Raw genomic sequence first — 11742 nt, 5'->3', positions numbered from 1 at the left:
GGTGCGCCCATTTTGCCGGGTCACAGGTGAAGTTCGTGTGGGAGCGGCGGAAAATGCCGACCGGGAAGATCAGTTCTGCGGTGGGGCGCTCGCGGAAGTGGTGGGAGCCGGTGCGCCGGAGGAAGGGGGCACGACCGCGGCGACGCGCGTCGGCGGCGGCTGGCCGGTGGTCGGTTCGGCGGGCAGCGCGTCGCGGGTCGCGGCAGGCACGACGCCGTTGGTGAACGCTCCGCCCGGCAGCGGCACGCCTGGTACCGGTTCGCCGTCCTCATCGGTCGGCAGGTTCATGAACGCCAGGGCACCCAGCACCAGACCGGAGAAAACCACCCCGGCGCCCTGCCGGGTGCGGCGCCCGACGAAGCGGCGCGCCCGAGCGGCCTCGTCGGTGTCACCGGCAACGGGGTCACCGGCAACGGGGTCACTGGCAAAGGGGGCGGCGCTGCCCAGCGGCTGCTGACCGCGACCGAGCGGCGTGCTGGTGCCCAGCACCGCGCCGGTGCCGAACCGCTTGGCCCGGTCCGGTCGGGACACGGCGACGAGTTGGCCGTCCTCGGTGAGCGCCAGACCGTCCGGTTGGCTCGGGAGTTCGGCGTGCGTCGGGATGGCCTGCAGGGCTTGCAGGAGGGTCGGCGAGATCGACGGCGTATCGGCCGCCTTCACCGCGGCACGGGCCTGCCGCTGAGCGGCGGCGTCCGCGGTGCACGCGGCGCAGCTGGCCAGGTGGGCGACGGCACGATCATGCGCGGCCGGGCTGAGTTCCCCGTCCACCAACGCGACGATCGCGTCCAGCGCGAGGTGCTGCTCCGACAGCCCCCACCCACGCAAAACCGTCATTCCGTCAAACCTCCCGGGCATGCTCGCGGCGAGCTTCCAAGGTGGCCTTCAACATCTGCCGCCCGCGATGGATCCTGCTGCGCACAGTACCCAGCTTCACGCCCAAGGTGGCGCCGATCTCCTCGTAGGAGAGTCCCTCGACGTCGCAGAGCACCACCGCTGCCCGGAATTCCGGCGGCAGTTCGTCCAGCGCCGACTGCAGGTCGGGGTCGAGGTGGGTGTCGTGGAAGACCTGCTCCGGACTCGGGTCACCGCTGGGCAGCCGGTCGGTGTCCTCGGGCAGCCCCTCCATCCGCAAGCGGGACCTGCGGCGGGCCATGTCCAGGAACAGGTTCGTGGTGATCCGGTGCAGCCAGCCCTCGAACGTTCCCGGCTTGTACGAAGCCAGCGACCGGAACACCCGGATGAAGGTCTCCTGGGTGAGGTCCTCGGCATCGTGCTGGTTGCCGGTCAGGCGGTACGCCAGCCGGTACACCCGGTCGGCGTGCTGCCGAACCACCTCGTCCCACGACGGCGGGGTCCAAGCGACCTCTTCCGCGGCGGGCGAGACGGTGCTCTGTTGGGCACTAGGGGCCACACTCATCGGCTGTGTTGCCATCGGGCGAAAAGCCACCTCCTGTGCGGTTGCATCTCCATCAACGATCGCATCGGGTCGGTTGTTCCCGACCCTTTGGTCCGAGAGACGCACATGGGAAACAGTCATGACGGGACTACTCTCGTATGCCCTGGTGAGGTAGTGATTAAAGACGCCTGAGAGCAGCCTGAGAACCTGACGTGAGCTGACTCGCACCGCGGGGCCGCTGGAAACGGCCCTCTAACGATGTCGGCCGCGCCGGTCACCGACGCACGCGACGTCGATAACCTTTCGCGTTGTGATACCCGAGACGCCGGTGGGTACTGGGTCCGTGGGCCGGGAGCAGGCGCGAGCCCGCTTGTCCGGCGGCGGTCCGACGGACGCCTCGGTCGGGGCGTCGCCGCTGCACGTGCTGCGGTTCCTGGCGGCGGCGTTACGGGCCAAGGCTGTCGTCGAGGTCGGCACCGGCTCGGGGGAGAGCGCGTTGTGGCTGCTCCAGGGCATGGTCCCGGACGGCGTGCTGACCTCGGTCGATGCCGATTCGGCCGGGCAGCGGGCGGCCCGTGCGGTGCTGCGGGAAGCGGGCGTGCCGACCGCCAGGACGCGGCTGATCGCCGGTCGGGCGGTCGACCTGCTGCCCCGGCTGACCGAGGGCGGCTACGACCTGGTGTCGGTCGGTATCGCGACCACGGAGTACCCGCGGTATCTGGAGCTCGGCGTCCGCCTGCTGCGGCCCGGCGGCGTGATCGTGTTCGCCGGGATCCAACTGGCCAGCCCGGACACCCGCAGCGCGCTGGCCCTCGCGCTGCGCGATCTGATCCGCGTCATCCAAGCCGACGAGAACCTCGTGCCGGTCACCCTCCCCACCGGGCCGGGGCTGCTCGCCGTCGCCAAGCGCGCCTGAGCGCAATACCTGATGTCGAGACGGCGTCTGAGGGCCTGTCTTCGAACTCGTTTTGCTTCGCGGTGCGGGTGGCAGACCTGGCGATTTCGCGCGAAATCGCCCACCTCACCCGAGGTGGACGGCCCGACACGACCACTTCAAAGACAGGCACTGAGGTTCCGCCACCCGCACCGCGAGAGCAAAAAGGACCGGCGCTCAGGCCGGGGAGACCGACAGCAGCTTGCCCGCGAGACCCCGGGCTCGGGTGGAAAGTCGCTTGGCGACGTCGGTGAGCACCACCGCGGCGGGCGAATCGGGTGCCGACAGCACCAGCGGGGTGCCGTTGTCCCCGGATTCGCGCAGCCTCGGGTCCAGCGGGACCTGGCCGAGCAGCGGCACCTCCGAGCCGATCGAGCGGCTCAGCGACTCGGCCACCAGCTGCCCGCCGCCGGAGCCGAAGACCTCCATGCGCTGACCGTCCGGGAGCTCCATCCAGGACATGTTCTCCACCACGCCGGCCAACCGCTGCCGGGTCTGCACGGCGATCGCCCCGGCCCGCTCCGCGACCTCGGCCGCGGCCTGCTGCGGGGTGGTGACCACCAGGAGCTCCGCGTTCGGGATGAGCTGGGCGGTGGACAGCGCCACGTCGCCGGTGCCGGGCGGCAGGTCCAGCAGCAGGACGTCCAGGTCGCCCCAGAAGACGTCGGCGAGGAACTGCTGCAGCGCGCGGTGCAGCATCGGGCCGCGCCAGACCACCGGGGTGTTGCCGGGGGTGAACATGCCGATGGAGATGACCTTCACACCGTGCGCCTGCGGCGGCATGATCATCTTCTCCACCTGGGTGGGCTTGCCGTCCGCGCCCAGCATCCGCGGCACCGAGTGGCCGTAGATGTCGGCGTCGACCACGCCGACCGACAGGCCGCGCTTGGCCATCGCGGCCGCCAGGTTGACGGTGACGCTGGATTTGCCGACCCCGCCCTTGCCGGAGGCCACGCAGAAGACGCGCGTCATCGACCCCGGCTCGGCGAACGGGATGCGGGGTTCCTCGGCGTTGCCGCGCAGTTGCTTGCGCAGCTCGGTGCGCTGTTCGTCGCTCATGACGTCGAGTTCGACCCGCACCGAAGCCACGCCTTCGACGGCGGAAACGGCCTTGGTGACCCGCTGCGTGATCGTTTCCCGCATCGGGCAGCCCTGGACCGTCAGGTACACCTCGACGTCAACCGCGCCGTCGGAGCCGATGGACACGCTCTTGACCATGCCCAGGTCGGTGATCGGTTTGCGGATCTCCGGATCCTCGACCTGGCTGAGTGCCTTCCGAACGGCATCCTCGGTGGGCGTGGACTGCGTACTGGTCACGATTACCTCGGCAAGCTGTCGCGAACGTGGTCGGTGGTCGCTTCGGACGAACCGGTGACCGGCCCGCCGACCTTGAAGACTCTCACACACCGCTGTGGGCAATCCCATGCTACGGACCGGTAGCCCACCGGGAACAGCCTGCTGAGCGTCGGGTCGCACCGCCCGCGCAAACCGCGGCGGGAAGAATGCGACATTTGTTCGGGGGCGCTGCGCAGTCGGGCGAACGCATTCCGTAATATCAATCTTCGTGGCCGAGACGGCTCTTGAACGATTACCGACTCGAAGTGAATTGTTGGCGTACCGCAGTTTCCTCCGCGCGCACGCCAGGGTCACCCGCTGCCTGGAAGGCGATCTGATCGCCGAGCAACGGCTCACCCTTGCCGCCTACGACGTTCTCGAAGCGCTGGCAGAAGCCCCGGAGCACCGGTTGCGGATGACTGAACTCGCCGAGGTCGTGCTGTTGTCGCGGTCCGGGGTGACCAGGCTGGTCGACCGCCTCGAACGGCTCGGGCTGGTGCGCCGGGTCCGGGTGGATTCCGACGGGCGTGGCGTGCAGGCCGTGATCACCGAACGTGGCGAGGGCCGGTTGCGGCTGGCTTCGTCGACGCACCGCAGCGGTGTGGCGCGCTACTTCCTGTCCGCGACGAACGGCGAACTGGAGGCGCTGATGCGCACCTGCGAGCGGCTGGCCGACGGGGGTGTGCCCTCGCCGCCCGGTCAGCGTGCGCAAGCATGAGGACATGCCCGATGCGATGTCCTCGGCTGCCGAGCAGCTGATCCGGGCGGTCGGCCTGGTCCGGTTCGTGGATCGACGGCTGCTGCTGGTCCGCGCCGACTACCAGATCGCGTTCTACCTGCCCGGCGGCAAGATCGATCCAGGTGAGACCGAGGTGCAGGCGCTGCACCGCGAGGTGCGCGAGGAGCTCGGGGTCGGCATGGTCGGCGCCGAGTTCTTCGGCCGCTACGTCACCGATGCGGTCGGCCAGGGCGACGGCGTCCGGGTCGAGCTCAGCTGCTACGCGGGCGAACTCGACGGCCTGCCGCGGCCCGCGGCGGAGATCGCCGAACTCGCCTGGCTGACCCGCGCGGAATACCTGTCGCACCGGGTGACGGCCCCGGCGATCGTCGCCCTCTTCGCCGACCTCGACCCCTGAGCGGGCGGCGGCGGTCAGGTCTCGTCGGGGTTCTTGGTGGTGCGGACGCGGCGCCGGTCGGCGGCGCTTCGCAGGCCGGGGAGTTCTTCGCGGAGCCGTTCGAGTTCGCCGCGCAGGTAGTCGCGGGTGGCCACCTCGCCGATCGCCAGCCGCAGGGCGGCGAGTTCGCGGGCCAGGTAGTCGGTGTCGGCCTTGGTCTGGGCCGCCCGAGCCCGGTCTTCCTCCAGCGAGACCCGGTCGCGGTCGTCCTGCCGGTTCTGCGCGAGCAGGATCAGCGGCGCGGCGTAGGAGGCCTGGGTGGAGAAGGCCAGGTTGAGCAGGATGAACGGGTAGGGGTCCCAGCGCAGGCCGACCGCGAACAGGTTGACCGCGATCCAGCTGATCACGAGCAGGGTCATCCAGAACAGGAACTTGCCGGTGCCGAGGAACCGGGCGATCCGCTCCGAGATCTGCCCGAACAGCTCCGGGTCGAACGAGAAGCTGAGCCGGTGCGGTGGCCGGGGCTGGTCGAGTCGGCGGTGGGTCAGCAACTCGGGCATCAGCGCGCCTCCTGGTTGGTCGAGCCGGTCTCCGGCTCGGGAAGTCCGCTCTCCCGCCAGTTCTCCGGCAGCAGGTGGTCGAGCAAGTCGTCCACGGTGACCGCGCCGATGAGGTGCTCCTCGTCGTCCAGCACCGGCCCGCACACCAGGTTGTAGGCGGCGAAGTAGCGGGTGACGTCGGCCAGCGACGCCCCGGCGGGCAGGCTGGCCAGATCGGTGTCCAGCGCGCCACCGACCAAAGTGGACGGTGGCTCGCGGAGCAGCCGCTGGATGTGCACGCAGCCCAGGTAGCGGCCGGTCGGGGTGGCCGACGGCGGTCGGCAGACGAACACCAGGCTGACCAGCGCCACCGGCAGGTCGGGGTTTCGGACCATCGCCAGCGCCTCGGCGATCGTCGCGTCCGGGCCGACGACGATCGGTTCCGGGGTCATCAACCCGCCCGCGGTGTCGAACGAGTACGCCAGCAGCCGCTTGACCGGCGCCGATTCTTCCGGCGCCATCAGCCCGAGCAGCCGTTCCTTGTCCACTTCGGACAGTTCGGCGAGCAGGTCGGCGGCGTCGTCCGGGTTCATCGCTTCCAGCACGTCCGCCGCGCGTTCGTCGTCGAGGTGCGCGAGCAGGTCCTTCTGGTCGTCTTCGGGCAGCTCCTCGACGACATCGGCCAGCCGCTCGTCGTCGAGCGCTTCGGCGACTTCGTAGCGGCGTTTGGTCGGCAGTTCGTGCAGGGTGCTGGCCACGTCGACGGCGCGCATCGTGTCGAACACGGCCAGCAGCTGCTGCACGCCCTGCGGCTGGCCGGTCAGCTCGGCGGCCGCCAGCCCGGTGACCTGGTCCCAGTCCAGCACCTGGGTCGGCCCGCGCCGACCGAGCCGCCGGGTGCGTTCCCGGACCGCGAGCTTGATCAGCTGCCAGTCGCGGGTGCGGGTCTGCTCCAGCGCCACGTCCACCAGCACGGCGGGCGCACCGGAGGAGTCGATGGTGACCCGCGCGTCGAGCAGTTGGCCGAGCACCAGCAGTTCGTTGGGGCGCTGGTGGAAGTGCCGCAGGTTCACCGAGCCGGTCGCCAGCGTCACCGCACTCGGCTCGATGCGGGTCACCCGCAGCATCGGCACGAAGATCCGGCGTCGGGTGGGCAGCTCGACGACCAGCCCGAGCACGCGCGGCGGCTGCCGCCGGACGCTGAGCCCAGCGACGACGTCGCGCACCCGGCCGATCGATTCGCCGTCCGGCCCGAACACCGAAAGACCGGCGATCCGGGCCGCGAAAACCCTGGTCGCGGCTACCACGTGATCAGGCTAAGGACTCATCGACCCGCACGCTGCCCGGACGAAACGCACGGGAACGATGAGCCCCCAACCACCTCCGCCCCAACCGCGCTCCGGCGGCACCCCAGGGTGACGGGAACCGAGTGAAGGGCACCTTTGACCGGCTTACTCGGTCGAAGGTGCCCTTCACTCATCACCTGAACGGGGTGGTGGTACACACGCAGCAGGTTCGGTGGTTGGAGGAGGACGAGGTGGACGGTCGACGTGCCCGGCGCAGCTGCTTGGCGGTACCTGGGTCCAGTGCGAAGATGATCGACAAGGCGCGCGGGCTGGCCGCCGACCAGTTCTTCCTGGATCTCGAAGACGCGGTGGCGCCGTTGGCCAAGGCCGAGGCGCGGGACCGGATCGTCGGCGCGCTGAACGAGGGCGGCTGGGGCGGCAAGATCCGCTCGGTGCGGGTCAACGCGCTGGACACCGAGTGGACCTACCGAGACGTGGTGACCGTGGTGGAGCGCGCCGGTGCCGAGCTCGACACGATCATCCTGCCGAAGGTCAGCACCCCGGACCACGTGCGCTGGCTGGACATGACGCTGACCCAGATCGAGCGGGCGGTCGGGCTGGAGATCGGCCGGATCGGCATCGAGCCGCAGATCGAGGACGCCCGCGGCCTGGTCGAGGTGGACGCGATCGCGAGCGCCTCGCCGCGGGTGGTGACGCTGGTCTACGGGCCCGCCGACTTCATGGCCTCCATCAACATGCGGTCGCTGGTGGTGGGCGACCAGCCGCCGGGCTACGACGTCGGCGATGCCTACCACTACATCCTGATGCGCATCCTGACCGCCGCCCGCGCGGCCGGGGTGCAGGCGATCGACGGGCCGTACCTGCAGATCAAGGACGTCGACGGGCTGCGGCGGGTGGGTGGCCGGTCGGCGGCGCTGGGCTTCGACGGGAAGTGGGTGCTGCACCCGGCGCAGGTGGCGGCGGTCAACGAGATCTTCTCGCCGCGGCAGGCCGACTACGACCACGCCGAGAACATCCTGGACGCCTACCAGTGGCACACCTCGGCGGCCGGTGGCAAGCGCGGCGCGGCGATGCTCGGCGACGAGATGATCGACGAGGCGTCCCGCAAGATGGCGCTGGTGATCGCGGGCAAGGGCCGCGCGGCGGGCATGACCCGCACCGATCGCTGGACCGCACCGCAGGATTAGCGGAGTGCGCGGGCTGATCCCCGGCATCAGGTATCCGGTTCGTACCGGAATAGCCGCTCACCGCGGCGGTCTCGCGCGGTAGGTTTCGGAAGATCCGCAGGCGTCGAGCGAGAGGGCGGGCTCCGAGGTGGCCACTGCGGCAGGAGCGGAGAACGAGCAGGAACTGCGCTTGGCGCTGGCGATGCGCGGCGGCGCGAGCATGGCGGTGTGGATCGGCGGCGCGGTCGCCGAGATCAACCGGTTGCGCGAAGCGGTCGCGGACTCCGGGGATTCGCCAGGAACCCATCCGTGGGCGGCGTTGGCGAAGCTGTCCGGTTACGACGCCGTCGCGGTCGACGTGCTGGCCGGGGCGTCGGCCGGTGGCCTGAACGCGACGCTGCTTTCGGCGACGCTGGTGTACGGGATGCCCTTCGACCGGATGCGCCGGATGTGGGTGCGGTTGGCCGATGCGGAAGCGATGTCCCGGCCGGTGCCCAAGTTCTGGCAGCACAGCCCGCCGTCACTGCTGGAGGGCGACCGCTACTTCCGCGCCGAGCTCGCCAAGGTCATCACCGACAACGTGCCCGCCGCCGTTGACCACCCGGGCAACCGCACCGATCTGCTGCTGACCGCCACGCTGCTGGACCCGGTCGTCGAGCAGCACTTCGACGCCCGTTCCGGGCCGATGCTGCAGGAGCGCCGCACGGCGTCGTTCCGGTTCCAGCACCAGGGCCGCGCCGGTGACCCGATGTCGGACTTCGGTGCGGGCGAGGACTTCGCCGCCACCGTGCTCCGGCTGGCCCACGCCGCCCGCTCGACGTCGTCGTTCCCGTTCGCCTTCGAGCCCGCGCGGGTGTACTCCTCGCTCGGCGAGCCGCCAGCGGGCGAGCCGAACATGGCGGGGTTGTTCTCCGAGACGGTCGCCGACTCGAAGCGGTTGCCGTTTCGGGTCATCGACGGAGGTGTGCTGGACAACATTCCGGTGGCGGCGGCGATCCGGGCGATCTCGGCGGCTCCGGCGGACCGCCCGACCCAGCGGTGGCTGCTGTACCTGAACCCGGATCCCGCCGCCTCGCGCGGCGGGCGCCGCGAACCGGCGCGGGCGGTGCCGGTCACCGCGACCGCGCTGCGGGCTCGGCTGTCCCAGGAATCGCTGCTCGCCGACATCGATGCGCTGGACGAGCACAACCGGGTGGTGGAGCGGATCGCCTTGCGCCGGAAGGCATTGTTCGCCCCGTTGCGCGCCGCACCCGTCGACCAGCGCGCCAGGGTGCTGGCGCAGTTGGCCGAGGCGGTCGAGCCCGACAACGCGGTGGTGCGAGCGGAACTGGACGCCCAGGCGGCGCACCGGCTGCTCACCGAGCCCGCGGGCACCGAGGACGGCAAGCTGCTGCCACCGGTGATCGGCGATCCGCTCGCGCAGTGGTCGGCGCAAGCTCGGACGCAGCTCGCGCAGCGGCTCTCCGACGGGCTGGGCCGCGAGGCCACCACGCGGGTTTTCGACGATGCGCGCGGCCTGCTCACCGCGGTGCAGGAGTGCTTGGGCTGGGCATGGGACATCGAACGCTGGGCGGCGCAGACCCGCGAGATCGGGCGCTGCAAGTCGGTGCTGTACCGGCTGCGCGGCTTCGCCGAGGTGCTGGCCGGGCACGCCGACCGGTACTGGATCAACGGCGCGAAACTGGAACCGATCGTCGAGACCGCCGAGCTCGACGAGTGGGTGCAGCGCGTGCTGCGCCGTCGCGTCCGGTTGCAGCATCGGCTGCCGTCCCCGATCCAACCGCTGCTGGGCGCGGTGCTGCGCGCCGTGGAGGACGGCGCGGGTTTCCAGCGGGAGCTCGCCGAGTTCGCCCGCGAACTGGAGTCCATTGTGGAATCCTCGGGCGCGGACGCGGCTCCCGACGCGGCCGGGCTGGACGCGGTGGCCGAGGCACGGGCGGTGCTGCACCGGGTCACCGACCGGCTGGCCGCGGCGGCTCCGCCGCGCGAACGCACCGACGAGCCCCAGCAGATCGGCTACGCGCTGCTGGAACGAAGCCAGTGGCGTCCGGACACGTTGCGGCAGCTGCTGGTGCTCACCGCGCCGTTGGACGTCGGTCGGGCACCGGGCTCGCGGATCAACCTGCTGCGGGTGGTCAGCGATGAACACAGCCCGCTGCCGTTCGCCGCGCTGCGGACCGGGAAGAACGTGCCGCCTCGCATCGAGGACAAGATCCGCGGCCTGGACCTGGGCAGCTTCGGCGCGTTCCTGTCCGCGAAGTGGCGGGCCAACGACTGGATGTGGGGACGGCTGGACGCCGCCGCCGGACTGGTCGGCCTGCTCGTCGACCCGGTCCGGTTGGTGCGGCGGCACGGCGGTTCGGAGGAGCTCGGCGACGCGTTGCAGGCCATCGTCAGCCGTCCCACGAGAGCGGAACTCGGCGAACTCGACGAGGAGCAGGCCAAGCGGTGGCGGGGCTTCCTGGCCGAGGTGTGGGCGCGGCACGCCGGGGAGGTGCGCGCCGAACTCGACGCGTTGTTCGCCGATCCGACCGACGAGCACCTGCTGACCGAGACCCGCAGGCTGCTCACCGAGCGTCTGCAGTGGACGATCGCGGCCGAGGAGATCCCGTTCGTCGGGGCGGTGTCCGCGGGCGCGGACCCGCGCGGTGGTGGCGAGCCGCCGACGCCCGCCCCGGCGCAGTTGGCGGATGCGGTGCAGCGCTACGACGTCGGCCGCCAGCGGTTCGCCGACCTCGGTGAGCAGCGCACGCTGTCGATGGGCACCCGCTTCGGGCTGTTGGCCTACCGCGCGCTGCGCCCGTCCGGGCGCGGTGTGCTGCCCTGGCTCGGGCGGCGGGCGATGACGCTGATCAAGCCGCTGCTGATGGTGGTCCTGTTCGCGGTGGCCGCACCGCGCCGCGCGGCGTTGCTGGGTTTGCTGGCGGCGAGCGCGGTGGCGTTCACCGGTGTCGGTCTCAGCGCACCGATGCCGGGTACGCAGTTCCTGTCCGGCGAGCAGCACTACGCCGGTCTCGGCGACCCGTACTACGACTCGCTCAGCGGCTCCGAGGGCGAGCCCGTCCCCGGGCATGAAGCGCCTTTGGTCGCCGCGGGGTTGTGCCCGGAATCCGGTCCTCATGAGGTCGTGCTGTGCGCGATTTCGACCGCGGAAATCCGCACGCCCGGCGGACGGCCGGGCGACTGGTTGGTGGTGGCCGACTTCTCGGGGGCGTCCTTCGGTCCCGGCGTGCTGCTGGCGATGCTGTTCGCGGTCGTCTTCGCGGTCTGGTCCGGCCGCAGGCTGACGCACCGCCTCGGCCGTGGCCTGGCGCGCTGGCTGCCCGCGGTGTTCGTCGCGCTGGTGCTGCTCGCGGCCGAATTCTGGCTGTTCACCACCGGATTCCGCCTCGGCCCGCTGGGCCTCGCGCTGGTCGCCGGGCTGTTGACCTGGCCCGCGACGGTCGCCTACCGGCCGATCGCCCGGGTGGGCGCGGTGGTCCTGACGCTGCTGGTGTTCGGCGGGGTGCTGTGGTTGTGCGAGCCGAACGGCTGGAGCGGCGGAGGCTGGATCGTCCTGGCCACCGCACTCGCCGCGTATGCCCACATGATCCTGCTCGGCACGGTTGACGTCCTCGCCCCACGTCCCAGAGCGGAAACCGATCTCGCCAGGAAGTGAGCTTCACCGGCTTCGACGCTCGGGTCAGCGCTTGCGGGCTGGGCGCGGCGAGTCGTGCCTGCCGACCGGTTCCCAGCCTTGGCGGGTGCGGGTCGCCGCGCGGCTGCGGTAGACGATGTAGGGCCGGAAGAGGTAGCGCACCGACGCGAAACCGCTGAAGGCGTGCACCAGCCGGGTGAACCGGAACAGCGCGAACAGCAGCATCCCCACCACAGTGCGGCGGTCCACGACTCCGGCACCAGCAGCCCGATCACATACCCGACGATCACCACCAGCAGTCCGAAGTGGCACA

General features: G+C 70.9%; 11 protein-coding genes. 5 read left to right on the top strand and 6 right to left on the bottom strand.

Translation table 11 applies throughout. The features are described from left to right. Window positions 1–69 precede the first annotated feature (69 nt). Together ACTWQN_RS25430 and sigE are read right to left on the bottom strand one after the other, a co-directional pair. Entirely contained in the window at window positions 70–834 is a 765-nt protein-coding gene (locus ACTWQN_RS25430) for a zf-HC2 domain-containing protein (RefSeq protein ID WP_443206068.1), read from the bottom strand. Between the two features lie 4 nt (window positions 835–838). Then, complete coding sequence (gene sigE / locus ACTWQN_RS25425) at window positions 839–1417, bottom strand: RNA polymerase sigma factor SigE (protein WP_443206101.1); 579 nt, start codon at window positions 1415–1417, stop codon at window positions 839–841. Window positions 1418–1724: 307 nt separating this feature from the next. Here sigE and ACTWQN_RS25420 point away from each other — a divergent pair, with 307 nt between their 5' ends. Next, window positions 1725–2312, top strand: coding sequence for an O-methyltransferase (locus ACTWQN_RS25420; RefSeq protein WP_443206067.1), 588 nt, complete (start codon window positions 1725–1727; stop codon window positions 2310–2312). A gap of 195 nt (window positions 2313–2507) precedes the next feature. Here the strand turns inward: ACTWQN_RS25420 and ACTWQN_RS25415 are convergent, their stop codons facing one another. Beyond that, window positions 2508–3647: an Mrp/NBP35 family ATP-binding protein gene (locus ACTWQN_RS25415; RefSeq protein ID WP_443206066.1), complete on the bottom strand. Its 1140-nt coding sequence runs from the start codon at window positions 3645–3647 to the stop codon at window positions 2508–2510. A gap of 289 nt (window positions 3648–3936) precedes the next feature. On the opposite strand from ACTWQN_RS25415, the gene ACTWQN_RS25410 reads away from it, so the two are divergent. Together ACTWQN_RS25410 and ACTWQN_RS25405 are read left to right on the top strand one after the other, a co-directional pair. After that, on the top strand, window positions 3937–4383 hold the full coding sequence (locus tag ACTWQN_RS25410; protein WP_443206100.1) for a MarR family winged helix-turn-helix transcriptional regulator: 447 nt from the start codon (window positions 3937–3939) through the stop codon (window positions 4381–4383). A 4-nt stretch (window positions 4384–4387) separates the two neighbouring features. After that, entirely contained in the window at window positions 4388–4801 is a 414-nt protein-coding gene (locus tag ACTWQN_RS25405; protein WP_443206065.1) for an NUDIX hydrolase, read from the top strand. A 14-nt stretch (window positions 4802–4815) separates the two neighbouring features. Here ACTWQN_RS25405 and ACTWQN_RS25400 read toward each other — a convergent pair whose 3' ends face one another. Beyond that, window positions 4816–5340 carry a DUF1003 domain-containing protein gene (locus tag ACTWQN_RS25400; protein WP_443206064.1) on the bottom strand — a complete coding sequence of 175 codons (525 nt, stop codon included), beginning with the start codon at window positions 5338–5340 and terminating at the stop codon, window positions 4816–4818. Further along, the gene (locus tag ACTWQN_RS25395; protein WP_443206063.1) at window positions 5340–6626 is read right to left on the bottom strand and encodes a magnesium transporter MgtE N-terminal domain-containing protein; all 1287 of its coding nucleotides are present in this window, start codon (window positions 6624–6626) and stop codon (window positions 5340–5342) included. The genes ACTWQN_RS25400 and ACTWQN_RS25395 overlap by 1 nt, the downstream gene beginning before the upstream one ends. A 230-nt stretch (window positions 6627–6856) precedes the next feature. Between ACTWQN_RS25395 and ACTWQN_RS25390 the strand changes: the two genes are divergently transcribed. Both ACTWQN_RS25390 and ACTWQN_RS25385 read left to right on the top strand, forming a co-directional pair. Then, on the top strand, window positions 6857–7813 hold the full coding sequence (locus ACTWQN_RS25390) for an HpcH/HpaI aldolase/citrate lyase family protein (RefSeq protein WP_443206062.1): 957 nt from the start codon (window positions 6857–6859) through the stop codon (window positions 7811–7813). A gap of 127 nt (window positions 7814–7940) precedes the next feature. After that, on the top strand, window positions 7941–11450 hold the full coding sequence (locus ACTWQN_RS25385) for a patatin-like protein (protein WP_443206061.1): 3510 nt from the start codon (window positions 7941–7943) through the stop codon (window positions 11448–11450). Between the two features lie 24 nt (window positions 11451–11474). Here the strand turns inward: ACTWQN_RS25385 and ACTWQN_RS25380 are convergent, their stop codons facing one another. After that, complete coding sequence (locus ACTWQN_RS25380; RefSeq protein WP_443206060.1) at window positions 11475–11678, bottom strand: respiratory nitrate reductase subunit gamma; 204 nt, start codon at window positions 11676–11678, stop codon at window positions 11475–11477. Between the last annotated feature and the right edge of the window lie 64 nt (window positions 11679–11742).

Origin of the sequence: Saccharopolyspora antiqui (assembly GCF_052246905.1) — a bacterium.
In the GTDB taxonomy this organism is placed as follows: domain Bacteria; phylum Actinomycetota; class Actinomycetes; order Mycobacteriales; family Pseudonocardiaceae; genus Saccharopolyspora.
Note: the sequence above shows the minus strand (reverse complement) of the source record. Positions and strands in the feature narration are given on the sequence as shown.

Bases quoted from the DNA above. Each gene is read 5' to 3' on its own strand.
- sigE (WP_443206101.1), bottom strand. From the start codon at position 1,417: ATGAGTGTGGCCCCTAGTGCCCAACAGAGCACCGTCTCGCCCGCCGCG.
- ACTWQN_RS25400 (WP_443206064.1), bottom strand. From the start codon at position 5,340: ATGCCCGAGTTGCTGACCCACCGCCGACTCGACCAGCCCCGGCCACCG.
- ACTWQN_RS25405 (WP_443206065.1), top strand. From the start codon at position 4,388: ATGCCCGATGCGATGTCCTCGGCTGCCGAGCAGCTGATCCGGGCGGTC.
- ACTWQN_RS25430 (WP_443206068.1), bottom strand. From the start codon at position 834: ATGACGGTTTTGCGTGGGTGGGGGCTGTCGGAGCAGCACCTCGCGCTG.